Annotated in this window: 16 protein-coding genes; 9 read left to right on the top strand and 7 right to left on the bottom strand. The window is 67.3% G+C overall.

The window, feature by feature from the left end:
* Positions 1-3 precede the first annotated feature (3 nt).
* On the top strand, positions 4-1,533 hold the full coding sequence (gene mgtE / locus ACOQOP_RS11830; RefSeq protein WP_420562012.1) for a magnesium transporter: 1,530 nt from the start codon (positions 4-6) through the stop codon (positions 1,531-1,533).
* Positions 1,534-1,732: 199 nt separating this feature from the next.
* Here the strand turns inward: mgtE and ACOQOP_RS11825 are convergent, their stop codons facing one another.
* Positions 1,733-2,788: an alcohol dehydrogenase gene (locus ACOQOP_RS11825; RefSeq protein ID WP_420562011.1), complete on the bottom strand. Its 1,056-nt coding sequence runs from the start codon at positions 2,786-2,788 to the stop codon at positions 1,733-1,735.
* Between the two features lie 48 nt (positions 2,789-2,836).
* A complete protein-coding gene (locus tag ACOQOP_RS11820; RefSeq protein ID WP_420562010.1) occupies positions 2,837-3,370 on the bottom strand; it encodes a 2,4'-dihydroxyacetophenone dioxygenase family protein in 534 nt (177 codons plus the stop codon).
* 342 nt (positions 3,371-3,712) lie between these two features.
* Between ACOQOP_RS11820 and ACOQOP_RS11815 the strand changes: the two genes are divergently transcribed.
* A complete protein-coding gene (locus ACOQOP_RS11815) occupies positions 3,713-3,922 on the top strand; it encodes a hypothetical protein (RefSeq protein WP_420562009.1) in 210 nt (69 codons plus the stop codon).
* Between the two features lie 7 nt (positions 3,923-3,929).
* Here ACOQOP_RS11815 and ACOQOP_RS11810 read toward each other — a convergent pair whose 3' ends face one another.
* Both ACOQOP_RS11810 and ACOQOP_RS11805 read right to left on the bottom strand, forming a co-directional pair.
* Entirely contained in the window at positions 3,930-4,814 is an 885-nt protein-coding gene (locus ACOQOP_RS11810) for a DMT family transporter (protein WP_420562008.1), read from the bottom strand.
* Positions 4,811-5,710: a DMT family transporter gene (locus ACOQOP_RS11805; protein WP_420562007.1), complete on the bottom strand. Its 900-nt coding sequence runs from the start codon at positions 5,708-5,710 to the stop codon at positions 4,811-4,813. The genes ACOQOP_RS11810 and ACOQOP_RS11805 overlap by 4 nt, the downstream gene beginning before the upstream one ends.
* Positions 5,711-5,858: 148 nt before the next feature.
* Between ACOQOP_RS11805 and ACOQOP_RS11800 the strand changes: the two genes are divergently transcribed.
* From ACOQOP_RS11800 to ACOQOP_RS11785, 4 genes are read left to right on the top strand one after another with little or no spacing between them, the layout of a single operon-like run.
* Positions 5,859-6,905: a cyclase family protein gene (locus tag ACOQOP_RS11800; RefSeq protein ID WP_420562006.1), complete on the top strand. Its 1,047-nt coding sequence runs from the start codon at positions 5,859-5,861 to the stop codon at positions 6,903-6,905.
* 14 nt (positions 6,906-6,919) lie between these two features.
* Positions 6,920-9,028 carry an acetate--CoA ligase family protein gene (locus tag ACOQOP_RS11795; RefSeq protein ID WP_420562005.1) on the top strand — a complete coding sequence of 703 codons (2,109 nt, stop codon included), beginning with the start codon at positions 6,920-6,922 and terminating at the stop codon, positions 9,026-9,028.
* 24 nt (positions 9,029-9,052) lie between these two features.
* Entirely contained in the window at positions 9,053-10,069 is a 1,017-nt protein-coding gene (locus tag ACOQOP_RS11790; protein WP_420562004.1) for an NAD(P)H-dependent flavin oxidoreductase, read from the top strand.
* Positions 10,070-10,079: 10 nt separating this feature from the next.
* A complete protein-coding gene (locus ACOQOP_RS11785; protein WP_420562003.1) occupies positions 10,080-10,664 on the top strand; it encodes a histidine phosphatase family protein in 585 nt (194 codons plus the stop codon).
* Positions 10,665-10,814: 150 nt separating this feature from the next.
* Here the strand turns inward: ACOQOP_RS11785 and ACOQOP_RS11780 are convergent, their stop codons facing one another.
* Together ACOQOP_RS11780 and ggt are read right to left on the bottom strand one after the other, a co-directional pair.
* The gene (locus ACOQOP_RS11780; RefSeq protein WP_420562002.1) at positions 10,815-11,774 is read right to left on the bottom strand and encodes a Gfo/Idh/MocA family protein; all 960 of its coding nucleotides are present in this window, start codon (positions 11,772-11,774) and stop codon (positions 10,815-10,817) included.
* Positions 11,775-11,933: 159 nt separating this feature from the next.
* Complete coding sequence (gene ggt, locus ACOQOP_RS11775; RefSeq protein ID WP_420562001.1) at positions 11,934-13,517, bottom strand: gamma-glutamyltransferase; 1,584 nt, start codon at positions 13,515-13,517, stop codon at positions 11,934-11,936.
* 155 nt (positions 13,518-13,672) lie between these two features.
* Between ggt and ACOQOP_RS11770 the strand changes: the two genes are divergently transcribed.
* The 3 genes from ACOQOP_RS11770 to ACOQOP_RS11760 all read left to right on the top strand — a co-directional run bounded on the left by ACOQOP_RS11770 (position 13,673) and on the right by ACOQOP_RS11760 (position 18,375).
* On the top strand, positions 13,673-14,833 hold the full coding sequence (locus ACOQOP_RS11770; RefSeq protein WP_420562000.1) for an acyl-CoA dehydrogenase family protein: 1,161 nt from the start codon (positions 13,673-13,675) through the stop codon (positions 14,831-14,833).
* Positions 14,834-14,846: 13 nt separating this feature from the next.
* Complete coding sequence (locus tag ACOQOP_RS11765) at positions 14,847-16,385, top strand: class I adenylate-forming enzyme family protein (RefSeq protein WP_420561999.1); 1,539 nt, start codon at positions 14,847-14,849, stop codon at positions 16,383-16,385.
* Between the two features lie 367 nt (positions 16,386-16,752).
* Positions 16,753-18,375 carry a BCCT family transporter gene (locus tag ACOQOP_RS11760; RefSeq protein ID WP_420561998.1) on the top strand — a complete coding sequence of 541 codons (1,623 nt, stop codon included), beginning with the start codon at positions 16,753-16,755 and terminating at the stop codon, positions 18,373-18,375.
* A 73-nt stretch (positions 18,376-18,448) separates the two neighbouring features.
* On the opposite strand, the gene ACOQOP_RS11755 is transcribed toward ACOQOP_RS11760, so the two are convergent.
* On the bottom strand, positions 18,449-20,434 hold the full coding sequence (locus ACOQOP_RS11755) for a TRAP transporter permease (protein ID WP_420561997.1): 1,986 nt from the start codon (positions 20,432-20,434) through the stop codon (positions 18,449-18,451).

The following is a 20,434-nucleotide window of genomic DNA, read 5'->3' as shown; positions in this document are numbered from 1 at the left end:
TGCATGACCCCAGACAATCGACCGGACGAGACGGACGCGCCCGAAGCCGAGGTTGGGGAGCAGCACGGTGGTGAGCAGCCGGGGGGCAAGCGCAAGCCAAAGCCGAAGGTCAAGAAGCGCGAGCTGAAGGCCAAGATCCGGGCGCTTGAGGCGGAGATCGCCGAGACCCGCGAGAACGTCCCGGACGAGCCGCTCTATGGCCTGACGCCGCGGCTGGAGGCGGCCGTCATGCGGGCACTGGAGCAGGAGCGCCTGCCGATCATCCCGCGCCTGCTGCGCCCGCTCCACCCGGCCGACCAGGCCGACCTGATCGAGCGCCTGACGCCGGAGCAGCGGCTGACCCTGATCGCGGCGATGGGGGCGACCTTCGACGCCGACATTCTGGCCTATCTGGATGTCACGGTGCGCGACGAGCTGGTCGGCGCCCTCGGCGAGGAGGACCTGACCCGCTTCCTGTCGGCGCTGGATTCCGACGACGCCGTCGATCTGTTCGGCGAGTTGGACGAGGAGGAGCAGGCCCGAATCCTGGCGGCCCTGCCGGCCAAGGACCGGATCTTCCTGGAGGAAGGCCTGAACTTCCCCGAGGATTCCGCCGGCCGCCTGATGCAGCGCGAGATGGTGGTGGTCCCGTCCCATTGGACCGTCGGCCAGACCATCGACTTCCTGCGCACCGTCCGCAACCTGCCGGACGACTTCTACGACATCTTCGTGGTCGATCCGGGCCACCGTCCGGTCGGCGAACTGGCCCTGTCGCACCTGCTGCGCTCCAAGCGGCCGGTGCGGGTGTCCGACATCATGCGCAAGGACTTCCGCAAAGTGCCGGCCGAGATGGACCAGGAAGAGGTCGCCCTGCTGTTCCGCCAGTACGGCCTGGTCGCCGCTCCGGTGATCAGCGAGGACGACCGGCTGCTCGGCGTCATCACCGTCGACGACGTGGTGGACGTGATCGACGAGGAGGCCGAGGAGGATCTGATGCGCCTCGCCGGTCTGGGCGAGAGCGACCTTTATGGCTCCCTGTGGGGCACGACCAAGACCCGCTTCCCTTGGCTGGTGATGAACCTGCTGACGGCGATCGCGGCCTCGCTGGTGATCGGCCTGTTCGAGGCAACCATCGAGAAGGTGGTGGCCCTGGCGGTGCTGATGCCGATCGTGGCGTCCATGGGCGGCAATGCGGGCACCCAGACCCTGACCGTGGCGGTGCGCGCGCTGGCCATGCGCGACATCGACACCCGCAACGCCATGAAGTTCATCGCCAAGGAGACCCTGGTCGGGTCGCTGAACGGGATCGCCTTCGCGGTTCTGGTGGCGGGGGCGTCGATCCTGTGGTTCGGCGATTTCGAAATCGCCTGGATCATCGCCGTTGCCATGGTGTTGAACCTGGTGGTGGCCGGACTGGCGGGCACCCTGATCCCGCTCGGCCTGCAGCGCTTCAAGATCGACCCGGCGGTGGCGAGCGGCGTGTTCCTCACCACCGTCACCGATGTGGTGGGGTTCTTCGCGTTCCTGGGATTGGCGACGCTGTTCCTGCTGTGACACCGCAGCCGTCATCCTGATGCAAATCAGGATCAAGCCACGTGCGCTGACACCCCACCCGTCATCCTGATGTAAATCAGGATCCTGCGTTCTTCGGTTGCCGTCTGTGCGTTGGTCCTGATTTGCATCAGCACGACGGGAAGGGGCGTCGGGAGATGAGGTGGGCGCCGAGACCGCTAAGCCCCGGCGCCCCCGTCCGTCAGCTCGTCAGCACCACGCGGCCGGTGATGCGACCGGCCTTGAGGTCCTGCAGGGTGTCGTAGGCGGTCTCCAGCGGCCGGGTCTCCATCGGGATCGGCTTCACCTTGCCGGCCTTGACCAGCTCCATCAGCTCCTTCAGCTCGCCCAGTGAGCCCACATAGGAGCCCATGATCGACAGCGCCCGCATCGGGATGGTCGGCAGGGAGACGGTCAGTTCGCCGCCATACAGGCCGACGATCACATAGCGCCCGCCCTTGCGCACCGCACCGATGCCGACGCTGGACGTCGCCTCGCCGCCGACCGTGTCGACCACCGCCCGCAGCTCGCCGCCGGCGATCTTCTGCAGTTCGGCGATGGCGTTCTCGGCCTTCTTGGTGTTGAGCACCGCGTCGGCGCCCACGCCCTTGGCGGCTTCCAGCTTCTCGTCGTCGATATCAACCGAGATCACGTTCTTCACGCCCATGCCCTTGGCGATGGCGACCGCCGAGAGACCCAGGCCGCCGGCGCCGAAGATCGCCAGCCACTCGCTGTCGAGCACCGGCATCGCCTTCTTCAGCGCCGAGTACACGGTAACGCCGGAGCAGGAATACGGGGTGGCGATGGTCGGGTCCACGTCGCCGATATCGACCAGGTACTTCGGATGCGGCACCACACAGTGGGTCGCATAGCCACCGTCACGGAAGATGCCGATGGAGCGCATGGTCGGGCAGTGGTTCTCCTGCTCCGCCTTGCAGGCCGAGCATTCGCCGCAGCCGAGCCACGGGTGCACCAGCATCGTCTTGCCGATCGGCGCGTCCTTGGCGTCCGGGCCGGCGGCGATGACCTCGCCCAGGACCTCGTGGCCGAGGGTGACCGGCAGGCGCTGGCCGCGGGCGACGATGTCGAGCTTCTTGCCGCCGCCCAGGTCGAAATAGCCGTCGGAGATGTGGATGTCCGAGTGGCACACGCCGGCCCGGGTCACCCGGACCAGGACCTCGGTACCGGTCGGGGTCGGATCCTCCCGCTCGACTTCCTCGAACGGTTTGCCGGGCTGGACCAGTTGGTAGCTACGCATCGTCGTCTCGCTCCCTTGGGGCTTCTTGCTGAAAGTGCGTTGGGTCGGTCAGCGGATCAGTCGGGTGGCGAACTCAGCCCCCAACCCGTTGGCCTCGTAGTGTGCCTTGAACTTCTCCAGGCGGGTGAAGACATCGTCATAACCGGTCTGATTGCCCTCGGCATCGACGAAAATGAGCGGTCCAAAATTGTGGAACAGGCACTTCATGTGCCCGACCTGCGGATCGACGACCAGGGTGTGGGTCTCGCCCGCCGGCTCGAACAGGAATGAACCGGGCGTGGCGGTCCACTCGTGCTCCAGGTAGCCCCAGGCGCCCTCCAGCGTATAGCCGGTGACCGGTGCCGGGTGGCGGTGGCGGCTGACGATGCCCGGCTTGTCAGCCTTGATCAGGGTGACCCAGGAGCCCTGGACCGGGTTGAACAGCATCGGCCGGGCCACGATCCCATCGCCGATCGGCATCCAGACGCGCTCGTCGTCCTTGTCGGTGGTGAAGAACAGTTCCTGGGCTGCGTGCTCGGGCAGCGGGATCCGCTTCATGGTCTCGTCTTTATAGGCCTCAAGGCGCGTGACGGCGCTCGACATGGTTTCCTCCGAATCGGCATGGGTTGGATGTTCTTTTGATTGTCCGAATTTAAGCCCATCCGCGGGGGAGCGCGCAAACCCCCGGATTGCCGAACGGCGTTTACCAGCCGCCAAAAGGGCGTTAAGAATTTGCTAAGAACTTCTCATCTACTTTAGATTGATAACGGGGTGATATACTTGACGGGCGAGGATGTCATGCGGGGATACCAGAAGCATCCACGGATATCTCAGAACAAATTGATTACAATTGTTTGCTTTATGCTCGGTGCATTCTGCTTCACCAGCGAGATAGTGAATATCGATTTCTTGTATGTTGTTTTAAATTCGAGCGTATTTAAAATAATGTTCGGGATCTACGTGTTCTCGGGCGGCTTCATGGTGCTGATCTCCAACCTCTACCTGATCTTCAGTGGATACGGGTTGGTCCCGGCGCGCGGAGACCTGCACAAGGCGCCCGCCCTGGTCCAGATTTCCTACCGCTACTTCTACCGTCCGATCCTGGGCTGGGTCATGTTCCTGGCCGGCGGCGCGCTGTCCAACGCGCTGCTCTGACCCGGTCCTATTGCCGGCGCGACCGAACCCGCTCGCGCCACCACACATACAGGCCGCTGGCGACGATGATGGTCGCGCCGATCACCGTCCACAGGTCGGGCAGGTCGCCGAAGACGACGAAGCCGATCCCGGTGGCCCAGACCAGCAGGGTGTAGTTGAACGGCTGCAGCACGCTGGCGGGCGCGATCTCGAGCGCCTTGATGACCGTGGCGTGGCCGATCGATCCCAGCAGGCCGGCCAGCACCAGCAGGGCCCAGCCCTTGGCGTCCGGCCAGGTCCAGTCGAACGGGCCGAACAGGCTCATCGCCAGGAAGCCGACCCAGCCCGTATACAGCAGGATCGTCACCATGCCGTCGGTGCGGGACAGCAGCTTGGTCATCACCTGATAGACCGCGAACATGATGGCACCCGCCAGGGGCAGCAGGGCCGCCACCTCGAAGACGGCGAGACCCGGCCGCAGGATCACCAGCATGCCGATGAAGCCGATGCCGACGGCGGTCCAGCGCCGCACGCCGACCTGCTCGCCCAGCCAGATCGCCGACAGGGCGGTGATCACCAGCGGGAAGACGGCGCCGATGGAATGGGACTCGGCGAGCTGCAGATAGCGGAAACCGAGGATGAAGCAGCCGATCTCCGCCACCAGCAGCAGGGCGCGGGCGGTCTGGAACACCGGGCGGTTCGTGCGGAACTGGGGCAGGATGCCGCCGCCGTGCCGCCAGGCGAGGAAGGTGGCGAAGGCCGCGAAGAAGCCGAAGCGGACCCACAGGATCTGCGCCACGGAATACTCCATGGTCAGCGTCTTCGACACCGCGTCCATCCCGGCGAAGCCGAGATTGGCCAGCAGGATGAGCAGGATGCCGCGCGCCGCCGTGGACATCGGGACCCGGCTCACGACGTCTTCACCTGACGCTCGCGCCACCAGGCGTAGAGGCCGCTGGCCACGATTACCCCGGCACCGGCCAGGGTGACCGCGTCGGGCAGATGGCCGAACACCACCAACCCCGCCACCGTCGCCCAGACCACCTGCAGATAGGTGAAGGGCTGCAGCGTGCTGGCCGGCGCGCGGGAGAAGGCGACGATGATCAGCCGGTGGCCGATCGTCCCGGCCAGTGCCACGGAGGCCAGCAGCAGAGCTTCCTCGCCGGTCGGCATGCGCCAGTCGAAGGGCAGGGCGATGGAGAACACGGCGAGCCCGATCCAGGCGGTGCTGAGCGCGATGCCGTCGCTCCGGTCGGTGCGGCTGAGCAGCCGGGTCAGCACCAGATAGAGGGCGTAGACCGCGCCGGCGAACAGGGCGACGAAGGCTGCCGGGTCGAACACGTCGGTGCCCGGGCGTACCACGATCAGCACGCCGACGAAGCCGATGCCGACCGCCGCCCAGCGGCGCGGTCCCACATGCTCGCCGAGGATCGGCACCGACAGGGCGGTCACGATCAGCGGGAAGGTGCAGACCACCGTCGTCACCGTTGCCAGCGGCAGCAGGTTCAGGGCCAAGACCATCGCCGCCATGTTCACCGGCAGCAGCAGCGCCCGCACGATATGCAGCAAGGGCCGGCGGGTCCGTAGGGCGCTGCGCAGCGAACCGTTGCGCGCCGCGTCCACCGTCGCTGTGATGGTGAAGGCGGCGAAGAAGCCCCAGACGATCTGCGCTGCACCGAATCCCTCCGACAGCAGCTTCACCATCGTGTCCATGCCGGTAAACACGACCTGGGCGGCGACCATGCAGCCGATGGCGAGTGCCAGCGACTCATGCAGCGGCTGCGGGACGGGAACGGGGGGAGCGGACATTTGGACCTCGGGTTGCGGCGCTTCGCTATCACGGGCCCGGTCGCGGCGGTAGTGGTCTTGCGCTGGCCGGCACCTCCCGCGACAATCCCCGCCCAACCAATCAAGCGCCGCCCGGCCAAGAGGCGGCATATCCGGGATGGAGGAAGCGATGGCGGGACGGTGGGTGAACCGGCCTGAAGGCTCGAATTGGGGTGATTTCGGCCCGGACGATCAGCTCGGACGGCTGAACCTGCTGACCCCCGAGCGGGTTGTGGAGGCGGTGAAGGAGGTGAAGACCGGCAAGCGGTTCTGCCTCTCCCTGCCGCTGGATCTGCCGGGCGGCCGGGTGCTCAACCCGCGCCGGTTTCCGCCCCGCCTCTTCGCGACCGAGCGCAACAACCTCGCCAACTACAACTTCGCCATGGAGCAGGTGGAGCCGGAACTGACCGACGTCATCTGCGACGACGCGGCCCTGATCTGCCTGCAATACTCCTCCCAGTGGGACAGCCTGACCCATGTCGGCTCGATGTTTGATGCCAATGGCGACGGGGTGCCGGAGGTCGTCTACTACAACGGCTGGAGCGGCCAGGAGCACAAGCTGGCCGGCGATCCGAACGACAAGGCCGACCCGCTGATGCGCTTCGAGGGCGTGCGGGCCAAGGCGCTGGGCATCGAGAACATGGCCGGCGCCTGCGTCCAGGGCCGCGGCGTGATGATCGACCTGTACCGCCATCTGGGCGACGAGCGCACGGTGGTCGACTTCAAGACCCTGTCGAAGATTATGGACGAGGACGGCGTGGTGGTGGAGGAGGGCGACATGGTCTGCCTGCACACCGGTTTCTCCAAGAAGATCGTCGAGATGCAGGGCAACCCCGATCCCGACTTCATGCATAACGGCTGCCCCGCCCTGGACGGCGGCGACCCGGAGCTGCAGGACTGGGTGCGCGACAGCGGGTTGTCGGTGCTGATCGCCGACAACTACGCGGTCGAGCAGGCGCCCGGCAAGGACCGCCGCAACGGGCCGAAGAAGGTGATGCTGCCGCTGCACGAGCTCTGCCTGTTCAAGCTCGGCGTCCATCTGGGCGAGATCTGGTACCTGACGGAACTGGCCGACTGGCTGCATGAGAACGGGCGCAACCGCTTCCTGCTCACCGCACCGCCGCTGAACCTGCCGGGCGCGGTCGGCTCGCCGGCCAACGCCATCGCCACCGTCTGAGCGGTATCACGCAGATGAGCCAGGACAGACCCGACGTCAGCACCCTGACGCCGCTGATCGCGCCCAAGTCCATCGCCGTCATCGGCGCCTCCGACGATCCCAAGCGGATCGGCGGGCGGCCGCTGGGCTATATGATCCGGGGCGGCTTCTCCGGCCCGATCTGGCCGGTGAACCCGAAACGCGACACCGTGCAGGGGCTGCAGGCCTATGCCGATGTCGCCGCGCTGCCGGGTGCGCCGGACGCGGCCATCGTCGCCGTACCGGCCCCCATGGTGGCGGACACCCTGGAAGCGCTGGCCGACAAGGGCTGCAAGGGCGCGGTCGTGTTCTCCTCGGGCTTCGCCGAGATGGGCGAGGAGGGGGCGAAGCTGCAGGACCGGGTGCGCGCGGTCGCCCGGGCCGGCGGCATCCGGGTGCTCGGGCCGAACTGCCTCGGCATCTTCAACGCCCGCAGCAACTGGCTCGCCACCTTTTCTTCCTCGGTGGACCACCTGCTGCCGAAGCCGGGACCCGTCTCCATCGCCAGCCAGTCCGGCGCCTATGGCAGTCATGTCTTCCATCTGATGCGGCAGAAGGGGGTGGAGACCGGGATCTGGATCACCACCGGCAACGAGGCCGATGTGGATGTGGCCGATGCCATCGCCTATCTGGCCGCCGACGAGGAGACCAAGGTCATCGTTGCTTATGCGGAAGGCATCCGCGACGGCGACGCCACCCGCGCGGCCCTGGAGGCGGCGGCGAAGGCCGGCAAGCCGGTGATTTTCCAGAAGGTGGGCCGGTCCGAGATCGGGGCCGCCGCCGCGGCGTCGCATACGGCGGCGCTGGCCGGCTCCGACCGCGTATATGACGCGCTGTTCGCCCAGTACGGCGTGATGCGGGTCGAGACCACCGACCAGATGCTGGATGCCGCCTATATCTGCTCGCGCGGGGCCTATCCCGACGGCAACGCCATCGGCCTGATGACCATCTCCGGCGGCGTCGGCGTGCAGATGGCGGACGCGGCGATCGACTACGGCCTCGACGTGAAGGAGATGCCGGCGGACACGCAGAAGGCCCTGAAGGAGCTGCTGCCCTTCGCCGCCGTGCGCAACCCGGTCGACATCACCGCCCAGGCGTTCAACGACCTGTCGCTGATCACCACCAACATGCGGATGATGCTGGACGAGGGCGGCTACGACGTTGTGGTGGCGTTCTTCACCATGATCGCCGCCTCGCGCTACATCGCCGACGACCTGATCAAGACCCTGCAGGAGACCCGCGAGCGTTTCCCGGACAAGTCGATCATCCTCTCCCTCATCGCGCCGCCGGAGATCGTGCGGCATTACGAGGAGGGCGGCTATCCGGTCTTCGAGGACCCGACCCGGGCGGTCGCCGCGGCGGCGGTGATCAGCCGCTTCGGTCGGTTCTTCGCCCGCAAGGGCGAGGCGGCCCCCCCGGCGGCGCCATCCGGTGCCCAGTCGGTTCCTGCGACGCAGATGGGCGAGCACCAGGCCTCCGACCTGCTGGAGAGTTGGGGCGTGCCCTTCGTCGACCGCCGCCTGGTCACCAGCGCCCATGAGGCCGAAGAGGCGGTGAAAGCGGTCGGCGGCAAGGCGGTTCTGAAAATCGCCTCGGCCGATATCCTGCACAAGACGGAGATCGGCGGCGTTGTGGTCGGGGTGACCGAGAGCAACGCGGCCGCCGCCTATGACGGGCTGGTCACCCGCGTCTCCCAGGCAGCCCCCAGGGCGGAGATCGACGGCGTCCTGGTCGCCGCCATGGCGCCGGAGGGTGTGGAGACGGTGATCGGCGTGCAGAACGATCCGACCTTCGGCCCGGTGGTCATGGTCGGGCTCGGCGGGATCCTGGTGGAGGTGCTGGAGGACGTGTCCTTCCGACTCGCCCCGTTCGGAGTCGATGAGGCGAAACGCATGATCGCCGAGCTGAAAGGCGCGAAGATCTATGGCGGGGTGCGCGGCGCGCCGCCGGCCGATGTGGATGCGCTCGCCGAGCTTCTGGCCAAGGTCTCGGTCTTCGCGGCCTCGGAGGGCGACCGGATCGAAAGCGTCGACCTCAACCCGGTCCGGGTGCTACCAAAGGGAGAAGGGTGCGTGGCGCTCGACGCGCTGATCGTGCCTCGCTGATGAGCCTCTAAGGGAGCGGCAGGCATGCGACCGCAGCGCTTCAAGACCCGCATCACCGAGCTGTTCGGCATCGACCATCCGATCGTCGCCGGCGGCCTGATGTGGCTTGCCGACGCGGCCTATGTGGCAGCGGTGGTCAATGCCGGCGGCATGGGGTTCATCACCGCCAAGACCTTCCCCGGCCCCGGCGAGTTCGAGGCCGAGTTGGACAAGGCAACGAAGCTCACCGGCGGCAAGCCGTTCGGCGTGAACCTCTATCTCTCGGTCCATACCGACCACAACAAGGACCTGCCGGCCCAGTTGGAGATCGCCCTGGACAAGGGGGTCCGCCATTTCGAGACCGCGGGCCTGCCACCGCTCGATTTCGTGGAGCGGATCAAAGATGCCGGCGGGGTGGTGTTCCACAAGGTCGCCACGGTGAAGCACGCCGTCTCCGCCGCCTCCAAGCTGCCGGTCGACGCCATCGCCGTGGTGGGTGCGGAATGCGGCGGCCATCCGGGGCTCAATCTGGTCGGCTCCATCGTCCAGGCGCCGCTGGCGGTGCAGCGGGTCGACAAGCCGATCCTGATCGGCGGTGGCATCGGCACCGGGGCGCAGGTCGCCGCGGTTCTGGCCATGGGCGCGGATGCGGCGCTGATCGGAACCCGCTTCCTGGTGGCAAGCGAGATCTGGAGCCACGACGCGATCAAGCAGCGGGTGATCGACGCGCAGGAGACCGACACCGCCCTGGTGCTCGCCTCCATGCGCAACACCTTCCGCGGCATCGACAACGCCACCACCCGCGCCATCGCCGAGCTGGAGCGCCAGGGTGTGACGGATTTCGAGGCCTACCGGCCCTATGTCATGGGGCTCGCCCAGAAGCAGGCCTATACCGAGGGCGACCCGGAGAAGGGCATCCTGTCCATGGGCCAGGCCTGCGTCTTCGCCGACCGGATCGAGCCGGTGGAGGCGATCATGGACCGGCTGATCGACGACGCGGTGGCTGCGGCGGGGCGGATGGGCGCGATCTCCATTGGCGGGACGGCCGCGGCGGCGGAGTGAGCCCACGGGCGTGAGCGACGGACCCGTCCTCTATTTCATCACCCATCCCGATGTGGTGATCGACCCGGCGGTGCCGATCACCGAGTGGCCGCTGTCGCCGCGCGGGCGGACGCGGATGGCGGCTCTCGCCTCGGCCCCCTGGATCTGGCGGTTGACGGCGCTGTATTGCAGCACCGAGCGCAAAGCGCGGGACGGGGCGGATATCCTCGCCGGGTTGTGCGGTCGGCCGCCGATCGAACGGGCGGACCTGGGCGAGAACGACCGCTCCTCCACCGGGTACCTGCCGCCGACCGAGTTCCAGGCGGCGGCCGACGCGTTCTTCGCCGAACCGGAGGCGAGCGTCCGCGGCTGGGCCCGGGCGGTGGACGAGCAGACGCGGATCGTCGCCGCCCTGGAGGCGGTGATGGCGGAGGTCTCCGGCGATGTCGCCGTGGTCAGCCACGGCGCGGTCGGGGCGCTGGCCCTGGCCCGGTATCTGGGTGAGCCGATCTCCCGCGCCTGGGACCAGCCGGGATCGGCCGGCGGCAATTTCTTCGCGCTCTCCATCCCGCAGCGCGCGGTGCTCCATGGCTGGCGGCCGATCGATCCGGGCTGATTTCGCTGTGTTGGCTTCGGTGCGTTGATCCTGATTTGCATCAGGATGACGGCTGGCGGCGCACAGTCCCCTCCCGTCGTCCTGACGCAAGTCAGGACCAACTCGCTCGCCCAATCGAGGAAGGATAGACCCGCCGTCGTCTCGAGCCGCTCACACCCCCGCCAGCATCCCCTCGATCTTCTGCTGCACGCTGAACGCGTCGTCCAGCGTCGCCAGCTTCGACGGCCGGCCGCTCAGCAGATCGTCCAGCGCGTCTAGCTGGGCGCCGAGGCTGATCTTGCGCGGGTCGGCCGGCGGGTCGAGGATCTCCTTCCAGGCGCCACCATCGGACTGGAACAGCCGGTAGAACTCGGCCACCAGATACCCGGTCTTCTCGAAGTTGAGATAGACCTCCTGGCGGTCCGGCTGCACGCCGCCGACCGAGCCGAGGATGGAAACCGGCACGCCGGCCTCGTTCTCCAGCCGAGCCAGGACCTGGGTCTCGCAGAGGGCCGGGTCGGCCGGATAGGACGGCTTCGCCCAGACGAGCTTGGTGCGGCCGAGGATGCGCTCGGACAGGAAGACGAAGTGGGAGATCACCTCGCGGGTGTAGCCGCCCTCGTCCTTGAAGCGCAGCCAGTCGGCATCGACCTGCCAGGCGCGCGGCCAGGCCGGGTAGGTGACGATGATGTTGATGTTGCTCAACGCCCCGGTGGCGCCCGAGGCGATCGCCTCCTGCACGGTGGCCAGCGCCTTGCCGGCGGCCTGGGTGAAGTTGACGGCGGCGGGCACGCCTGACGCCTTCAGCTTCTCCACCAGATCGCGGCTCTCCTCGATATCGACGCCGAGCGGCTTCTCCAGGAATACCGCCTTGCCGGCGGCCGCAGCCTCAAGAGCGTAGGCCTTGCGCGGCACCGGCGGGCAGGCGAGGTAGACCACGTCGGCGGCGGCGATGGCGGCCGCAGCACTCTCGACGATCGGCACGCCCGGCGCTTCCTCGGCGGCCTTCTTGCAGGCGGCCTCGGACGGATCCCACAGGGCGACCGGCTCGAAGGCCGGGTGCTCCAGGATACGGCCGAGCAGCCGCCGGCCCATGATGCCGAGGCCGATGATCGCGATCTTATGGGCCATGGCAGGCTCCCTTCACTGTTCTGTCTTCCCGGCCTCGCGCCGGGACCCAGCCCTCGGTGGGCTGGATCTTCAGGTTTGTATTCTTTGACGTTCCGGCTGCCCTGGTTCTCGGTCCCGGCGCGAGGCCGGGAAGACGGGAGTGAAGGGGACGCCTAAGGCTCAATACCCCAGCGCGCAGCCGTCCTTGCGCGGGTCGGAGCCGGCGACGAGCACGCCGTTCTTCTCGTCGATCACAACCGCCTGGCCGCCGCCGATCGGCTTCGGCATGCGGGTCAGGCTGTGACCCTTCTTCTCCAGGGCCGCATAGGTCTCCGGCGCGAAGGTGCTCTCGACCTGCAGGGTGCCCTCGGTGGCGAAGCTGCGGCTGTCGTCGAGCGCCTCCTGCGGATCCATGCCGCGCATCAGCAGGTTCGACAGGAACGTCGCCTGTCCGGTGGACTGGTACTGGCCCCCCATGACGCCGAACGGGGCGACCGCGCGGCCGTCCTTCACCAGCATGCCGGGGATGATCGTGTGCATCGGCCGCTTGTTCGGCGCGATGGCGTTCGGATGGCCCTCCACGAGATGGAACGACTTGCCGCGGTTGTGCAGCATGACGCCGGTCTTCTCGCTCATGATGCAGCTTCCGAAATCGGAGAAGATCGAGTTGATGAAGCTGATCGCGGTGCCGTCCTTGTCGACGCAGGACAGGTAGATCGTGTCCTTGTGCACCGGGAAGTCGCTCGGCTCGAAGGCGCCGGCCTTGTCCGGGTCGATCATCGCGTCGAGGGCGGCGATGTGGGCGTCGGACAGCAGCCAGTCCACCGGCACATCGACCTGGCGCGGATCGGCGACGTAGCGGTCGCGCTGGGCGTAGGCGAGCTTGGTGGCCTCGGCGATCAGGTGCACCCGGCCGGCCTGACTGAGGCTGGCGATGTCATGGCGGTCGAGGATCGACATGATCATCAGCGCGCAGATGCCCTGACCGTTCGGCGGGCATTCGTAGACCTCATGGCCGGCGAACTTAGCCTTGATCGGCTCGACCCATTCCGGGGCGGCGTTGGCGAAGTCTTCCAGGCTGTGCAGGCCGCCCAGCTTGTTCAGGCTGGCGACGATGTCTTCGGCCACCGCGCCGGTGTAGAAACCGTCGCGGCCCTTCTCTGCGATCACTTTGAAGGTCGCGGCGAGCTTCGGCTGGCTGTGGCGGGTGCCGATGGCCGGGGCCTTGCCGCCCGGCAGCATCACGGACCTGGCTGTCGGGTTCTTCGACAGCTTCTCCACCGCGTCGGCCCAATCGCTGCCGACGCGGGAGCTGACCGGATAGCCTTCCTCGGCATACTTGATCGCCGGCTGCAGCAGCTCGCCCAGGGACTTGGTGCCGAAGCGCTCCAGCAGGGCGGTCCAGGCACCGACGGCACCCGGCACGGTGACGGTGTGCGGGTCGTTGGAGGCACCCAGCTCGGTGATGCCCTTGCCCAGGAACCAGGACAGCTCGGCCTTGCCCGGCGCGCGGCCGGAGCCGTTCATGGCGACGATATCGCCGCTGCCCTTCGGGGCGACCAGCGCGAAGCAGTCGCCGCCGATGCCGGTCATGTGCGGTTCGACCACGCAGAGCACGGCGCAGGCCGCGACGGCGGCATCCACGGCGGTGCCGCCGGATTTCAGAACGTCGAGGCCAACCTGGCTCGCCAGCGGGTGGGAGGTAGCGATGGCGGCGTTGGGTGCGTAGACCGGGGAACGGCCGGGCAGGTGCAGGTCGCGCATGGTGGGTTGTTTCCTCGCTTCGTTCGATTTGCAGCGGTTTAGCGGGTGTATACAAACTCGGCAAGCTGCGTGGACGGCCGCGCACGCGGAACCTATAGTCCCGCGCGGAAAAGCAACCGTGCCGATCAGGCACGAAGATCAAACGGGAGGACCATGTGGCGCTCGATCAGGAGACCCTGAACCAATTCAAGGACACCGTCCGCCGCTATGTGAACGAGCGCCTGATTCCGCTGGAGGAACAGGTCAGCCGCGAGGACGCGATCCCCGAGGAGGTCTCCCGCGAGATGGCCGAGATGGGGCTGTACGGCCTCTCCATCCCCGAGGAATACGGCGGGCTCGGCCTGTCCATGTCGGAGGAGGTGGTCATCGGCAACGAACTCGGTCACACGGCGCCCTGCTTCCGCTCGCTGATCGGCACCAATGTGGGCATCGGCAGCCAGGCCATCGTCATGGACGGCACCGAGGAGCAGAAGCGGGACTACCTGCCGCGGCTGGCCTCCGGCGAGCTGGTCGGCTCGTTCTGCCTGACCGAGCCCGACGCCGGTTCCGACGCCGCCTCGGTGCGGACCTCGGCGAAGAAGGACGGCAACGGCTACGTCCTCAACGGCACCAAGCGCTACATCACCAACTCGACCAAGGCCGGTGTCTTCACGGTGATGGCGCGCACCGACCCCGACAACAAGGGGGCCGGCGGCATCTCGGCCTTCCTGGTCGACGCCAAGTCGCCGGGCATTTCCACCGGCAAGCCCTACAAGAAGATGGGCCAGCAGGGTACCCACGTGGCCGACGTGATCTTCGAGGACGTGAAGGTCCCGGCCGACGCCATCATCGGCGGCGTGGAGGGCCAGGGCTTCAAGACCGCGATGAAGGTGCTCGACCGCGGGCGGTTGCACCTGTCCTCGGTCTGCATCGGCATGGCGGACCGGCTGATCACCGAGTGCCTGAACTATGCCAGCGACCGCAAGCAGTTCGGCCAGCCGCTGTCCGACTTCCAGCTCGTCCAGGCGATGCTGGCCGACAGCAAGACCGAGGCCTATGCCGCCGAGGCCATGGTGAAGGACGCCGCCGTCAAGTTCGACGCCGGCGAGAACACCGCCATGGTCGCCGCCTGTGCGAAGTATTACGCCTCGGAAATGGTCGGCCGCGTCGCCGACCGGGCCGTGCAGATCCATGGCGGGGCCGGCTACATCAACGAATACGCGGTGGAGCGGTTCTACCGGGATGTGCGCCTGTTCCGGATCTACGAGGGCACCTCGCAGATCCAGCAGATCGTGATCGCCCGCAACATGCTGAAGGCCCACGCGGCCGCACGCTGACCGGGAGGCCGGCATGACGACCGTATGGGACGGCTCCCGTCCGGCGAAGGATATCTTCGCCTCGATCGCCGATCCGGTGGCCTGGTGGGCCGAGCGGTTTCCCGACACCGAAGCCCTGGCCGAGGGCGAGCGGGTGATGAGCTATGGCGAGGCCGATGCCCGCTCGACCCGCCTGGCGGCCACGCTGGCCGACCGGGGGCTGGCGGCCGGTGACCGGTTCTACATCGTCGGCGAAAACGGGTTTGCGACGGCTCTGTCGGTCCTGGCCGCGGCGAAGCTGGGCGCCTGGGCGATCCCGATCAACGCCCGGCTGTCGGCGGGAGAGATCGACGCGATCCGCGATCATGCCCGGCCGCGTCTGGCGCTCTACACCCAATCCGTCTCGGACGAAGCGACCGCCCATGGCGTCCGGCATGGGGCGCGGCCGGTGGCGGAACTGGACGATCTCGGCGCCACCCTCGCGGTCTTCGACGATGCCGACCCGGCGGTGGACGAGAGCGGCGAGGATCCGGCCGACCGGGTCGCGGTGATGATCTACACCTCCGGCACGACGGGGAAGCCGAAAGGCGTGATGCTGACCCATCGCAACCTGCTGTTCATCGGCGCGCGCTCAGGCGAATCCCGGCGGGTGACGCCGGGCGACCGGATCTACGGCGTGTTGCCGATCAGTCACGTGTTCGGCCTGGCATCGGTGTATCTGGGCAACATGTACATGGGCGGCCGGGTCGACCTGATTCCGCGGTTTTCGGCCGAGAATGCCCTGGCCGCGATCGAGAGCGGGGAGATCAGTCTGTTCAACGGTGTCCCCCAGATGTACGCACGTATCCTGGAGCTCACTACCATCCGTGGCCGTCCGCTCGACCCGGGGCGCATCCGATATCTGTCCTCCGGCGGCGCACCGCTGGATCTCGGATTGAAGAAGCGGGTCGAGGCGGCGTTCGGCGTTCCGTTGCATAACGGCTACGGAATGACCGAGACGGCGCCGACGATCTCGGTGACCGATATCGACCGTCCGCGCGACGATGACACGGTCGGAGAGATCATCCCCGACGTCCAGGTCCGCATCGTCGCCGATGACGGCGAGATCCTGCCGCCGGACACGGTGGGCGAGATCCAGGTGTCCGGTCCGCTGGTCATGAAGGGCTATTACAAGGCGCCCGAGGAGACCGCGGCGGTCCATGACGGACTGTGGTTCAGGACCGGCGATCTCGGCCGCCTGACCGCCGATGGGCTGCTCTACGTGGTCGGCCGGCGCAAGGAACTGATCATCCGCTCCGGCTTCAACGTCTACCCGCCCGAGGTGGAGGCCGCGATCACGCTGCACCCCGACGTGGCGCTCTGCGCCGTCGTTGGCCGGCCGGTCAAGGATGGCAACGAAGAGGTCGTGGCCTTCGTTCAGCCGGTGCAGGGCCGGCATCTGACCGCCGGGGACCTCGCGGCCTTCGTGACGGACAAGCTCTCGGCCTACAAGCGGCCGGGCCGGTGGGAGTTCCGTGACAGTCTGCCGGCGACGGCGGCGGGCAAGATCCTGAAGCACAAGCTGGACGGCTGATCGCCCATTCGCCACCACCTGTCGGGATGCGACCCAGACGGGTTTGCCACCGGGGCGGATCAAGTATGTCGATTTCAGAATAGTTTGGTCTGACTGTGTCGATTTGTGGCCATTCGGTGTTTCAGGTTAGGGTAGCGTTTCGGTAACGCGACCCCCGGCTGCCGGGGGCGCCGAACAGCCGGGTGAACCGGCGCAACGCTGGTGGAAAAGGTTCGCGGCCTCCGCGGGACACCCACGCTCTGTCCTTATTGCCGCATCCATCCGATTTCCGCCGAGATCGTCCGTCCCGAGTCGGGTTCGGGCCCGGCGCGACGGGGGCCAAGGGGGGCTCGCGGTGCGCTGCAAAACCCAAACGAGAGGGAACTACATGTCCGACCACGCTGTGAAGCCGCCCGACGGGCCGGCGGATCTTATCGAAACCGATTACGAGATCGGTCAGGACAATATCCAGAAACAGGTCGGGCCGTTCGGCCTGGACATCCACAACCCGGTCTTCCTGATTTCCGGGTTGGTGATCGTCGCCTTCACATTTCTGACGTTGATCCTGCACGATCAGGCCGCCGCGGCCTTCGGCGCCCTGCGCGAGACCCTGACATCGACCTTCGACTGGTTCTTCATCGGGGCGGCCAACGTCTTCGTGATTCTTTGCATCGTCCTGATCGTCACCCCGCTCGGCAAGGTGCGGCTCGGTGGGCGGGACGCCCGACCCGAATATTCCTACGCCGGGTGGTTCGCGATGCTGTTCGCGGCCGGCATGGGCATCGGGCTGATGTTCTACGGCGTCTCCGAACCCATCTCGCACTTCAACTCCTCGGTCGCCGAGGGGGCGGGTTCGCCGGATAGCTGGGCGCCGCTGGCCGGTGCGGCTGGCGATGTGGAGGGCGCAAAGGCTCTCGGCATGGCGGCCACGATCTTCCACTGGGGCCTGCATCCCTGGGCAATCTACGCCATCGTCGCCCTGGCGCTCGCCCTGTTCTCCTACAACAAGGGCCTGCCGCTGACGATCCGCAGCGCGTTCCATCCGATCTTCGGTGACGCTGTGTGGGGCTGGACCGGCCATGTCATCGACATCCTGGCGGTGTTCGCCACGCTGTTCGGCCTGGCCACCTCGCTCGGCCTCGGGGCCACCCAGGCGAATGCGGGGCTGGAGTTCCTGTTCGGCACGCCGGTCAGCGAGACCTCCCAGGTCCTGCTGATCGTCGGCATCACCGGCATGGCGCTGCTCTCGGTGCTGGCCGGTCTCGACGCCGGGGTGAAGCGCCTGTCCGAGATCAACATGGTGCTGGCGGCCCTGCTGCTGCTGTTCGTCATCGTCGTCGGCCCGACCATGGCGATCCTGACCGGGTTCTTCTCCAACCTCGTGGCCTATCTGGAATACCTGCCGGCGCTGTCGAATCCGGTCGGCCGGACCGACGCCAACTTCAGCCAGGGTTGGACGTCGTTCTACTGGGCCTGGTGGATCTCCTGGTCGCCGTTCGTGGGCATGTTCATCGCCCGCGTCTCCCGTGGCCGTACCGTGCGCGAGTTCATCACCTGCGTGCTGCTGATCCCCTCGCTCGTCTCGGTCCTGTGGATGACGGCCTTCGGCGGCACCGCGATCAACTTCGTGGAAGCCGGCGTGACGGCGATCGGCGATGCGGGCCTGCCGCTCAAGCTGTTCGTCATGCTGGAGCAGATGCCCCTCGCGCAGATCACGTCCTTCATCGGCATCCTGCTGGTGATCGTGTTCTTCGTGACCTCCTCGGACTCGGGCTCGCTGGTGATCGACACGATTACCGCCGGCGGCAAGACCAATGCCCCGGTGTCCCAGCGCGTGTTCTGGGCCTGCTTCGAGGGGCTGGTCGCGATCGCCCTGCTGCTCGGCGGCGGCCTGACGGCCTTGCAGGCCATGGCGGTGTCGACCGGCTTCCCGTTCACCATCGTCCTGCTGCTGGCGTGTTTCGCCATCGTGAAGGGCCTGATGAGCGAGCCGAAGTCGGACACGGCCTGACGACAGCCACACCACCAAGGAAAAGGGGAGGCCGAGGCCTCCCCTTTTTTTGTCCGTATGGAGCCGGCCGCGGTCAGGCGGCGACCCGTTTTCGGAACAGCAGTCCGATCCCGAGGCCGACCGCCGCCAGCACTGCGCCGGCCATAACCGCATCCCAATGGCCGATGCCGAGATCCTCGCTGCCCGGGAAGGCGAAGAGCAGGCCGCCGAAGAAGACGATCGTGCGCACCACCATGGCCATCGCCCCGTCGCCGAAGCTGCCGTAACCGACCAGATAGCCCTGGGTGGAGGACGCGATCAGCAGGACGCCCGCCAGCGCGCTGACGAGGACGACCAGGATCTGAATGGGCGCGCCGTTCAGGATCAGGGCCGGCTCCAGCACGAAGAAGAACGGGATGAAGTAGATGATCGAGCCCAGCCGCATGGCGGTGAACCCGGCCTGCATCGGTGTCGCCCCGGAGATCGTCGCCGCGGCGAAGGCCCCGAGGGCGACCGGCGGGGTGATGAAGGACAGCATGCCCCAGTACAGGATGAACATGTGCACGGCCATCGGATCGAGCCCGGAGCTGACCAGCGAGGGTGCCAGCACGATGGCGAGGAAGACGTAGGCCGCCGTCACCGTCATGCCCATGCCCAGGATGAAGCTGGTCGCCGCCCCCATGAGCAGCAGGGCGTAGATGTTGCCGCCGGCCAGCAGCACCAGATCGGTGGCGATCGAGCCGACGAGCCCGGTCACCGACAGGGCGCCGATGATCAGCCCGATGGCGCCGAGGATCGCCACCAGTTCGGCCAGAACCTGCCCGGTCTCGAACAGGAACTGCTTCAGGTCGGCCCAGCCGAGCCGCTTGCCGAAGATCTGGTTGGTGATCAGCAGCACGGCCGTCGCGTAGTACGGCGCCAGCGCCTCCTGCTTCAGGTAGAGCAGCAGGTAGATCAGCAGTCCCAGCGCGAACAGGTAATGCCAGCCCTCGCGGAACACGGCGCCGATCTTCGGCAGTTCCTCCCGCGGCAAGCCCTTCAGGTTGCGCCGCGCGGCATAGGCGTCGATCTGCAGGAACAGGCCGAGATAGTAGAGCAGGGACGGGATCACCGCGGCGACGGCGATCTCGATATAGGGCACGCTCAGGAACGAGGCCATGACGAAGGCCGTGGCCCCCATCACCGGCGGCATCAGCACGCCGCCGGTGGAGGCGCAGGCCTCCACCGCCGCCGAGGTCTCGCGGCCGAAGCCGGTGCGGCGCATCGCCGGAATGGTCAGCCGGCCGGTGGTCAGCACGTTGGTGATGACCGACCCGCTCATCGAGCCGAGCAGGCCCGAGGAGAAGATGGCCACCTTGGCCCCGCCGCCGCGCACGTTGCCGAGCAGCGCGAAGGCGAGGTCGATGAAGAAGCGGCCGGCGCCGGTGTGCTGCAGCGCCACGCCGAAGATCACGAAGCCGATCACCAGCTTGCCGAAGGCGCGCATGGGGATGCCGAAGATCGCCTCGGAGGAGAACAGGTAGTACTGGCTCACCTCCCACAGCGACTGCTGCGCGCCGCGGAGTGGGCCGGGCATGGAATCCGCGATCGGCGGGTAGAAGGAGAACAGCAGAACGATGATCGTCAGGGCCAGGCCGCCGGTCCGGCGCACCGCCTCGATCATCAGGGCCCACAGCACGAAGCCGAGGATCCGGGCGTAGTCGGGGGCGAAATACTCCCAGCCGCCCTCCACGGACGGGACCGCGATCCAGGCCAGGAAGCAGCCGAGCACGAAGGTGCCGAAGAACAGGACCATGTCGTAGACCGGCGGGTGGCGCCGGTCCTTGTCTGCGGCCCGCATCGGGAAGACCAGGAACACGATGGGCAGCAGCAGCGCCACCATCATGTCCAGGTAGGCCAAGTCCAGGATCACCCAGCCGACCATCGAGCCGATGTTGAACAGCTGGTAGATCGAGAACAGGACGGCCGCGCCGGTCATGACCATGATCAGCGCGGACCAGCCCGGCGCGAGGACGCGGTGGCGGACCGGATCCGCCACCGCGCCGCCGGCCTGGTTGGCGTCGGCGATGGGCTCGCTCAT

The organism is Thalassobaculum sp. (assembly GCF_965223715.1).
In the GTDB taxonomy this organism is placed as follows: Bacteria; Pseudomonadota; Alphaproteobacteria; order Thalassobaculales; family Thalassobaculaceae; genus Thalassobaculum.
Note: the sequence above shows the minus strand (reverse complement) of the source record. Positions and strands in the feature narration are given on the sequence as shown.

What these genes read in the sequence shown, in the direction of transcription:
- ACOQOP_RS11815 (WP_420562009.1), top strand. Translation starts at nt 3,713, where the DNA reads ATGTTCGGGATCTACGTGTTCTCGGGCGGCTTCATGGTGCTGATCTCC.
- ACOQOP_RS11825 (WP_420562011.1), bottom strand. Translation starts at nt 2,788, where the DNA reads ATGCGTAGCTACCAACTGGTCCAGCCCGGCAAACCGTTCGAGGAAGTC.
- ACOQOP_RS11795 (WP_420562005.1), top strand. Translation starts at nt 6,920, where the DNA reads ATGAGCCAGGACAGACCCGACGTCAGCACCCTGACGCCGCTGATCGCG.
- ACOQOP_RS11780 (WP_420562002.1), bottom strand. Translation starts at nt 11,774, where the DNA reads ATGGCCCATAAGATCGCGATCATCGGCCTCGGCATCATGGGCCGGCGG.
- ACOQOP_RS11790 (WP_420562004.1), top strand. Translation starts at nt 9,053, where the DNA reads ATGCGACCGCAGCGCTTCAAGACCCGCATCACCGAGCTGTTCGGCATC.
- mgtE (WP_420562012.1), top strand. Translation starts at nt 4, where the DNA reads ATGACCCCAGACAATCGACCGGACGAGACGGACGCGCCCGAAGCCGAG.
- ACOQOP_RS11820 (WP_420562010.1), bottom strand. Translation starts at nt 3,370, where the DNA reads ATGTCGAGCGCCGTCACGCGCCTTGAGGCCTATAAAGACGAGACCATG.
- ACOQOP_RS11755 (WP_420561997.1), bottom strand. Translation starts at nt 20,434, where the DNA reads ATGAGCGAGCCCATCGCCGACGCCAACCAGGCCGGCGGCGCGGTGGCG.
- ggt (WP_420562001.1), bottom strand. Translation starts at nt 13,517, where the DNA reads ATGCGCGACCTGCACCTGCCCGGCCGTTCCCCGGTCTACGCACCCAAC.
- ACOQOP_RS11765 (WP_420561999.1), top strand. Translation starts at nt 14,847, where the DNA reads ATGACGACCGTATGGGACGGCTCCCGTCCGGCGAAGGATATCTTCGCC.
- ACOQOP_RS11760 (WP_420561998.1), top strand. Translation starts at nt 16,753, where the DNA reads ATGTCCGACCACGCTGTGAAGCCGCCCGACGGGCCGGCGGATCTTATC.
- ACOQOP_RS11800 (WP_420562006.1), top strand. Translation starts at nt 5,859, where the DNA reads ATGGCGGGACGGTGGGTGAACCGGCCTGAAGGCTCGAATTGGGGTGAT.
- ACOQOP_RS11805 (WP_420562007.1), bottom strand. Translation starts at nt 5,710, where the DNA reads ATGTCCGCTCCCCCCGTTCCCGTCCCGCAGCCGCTGCATGAGTCGCTG.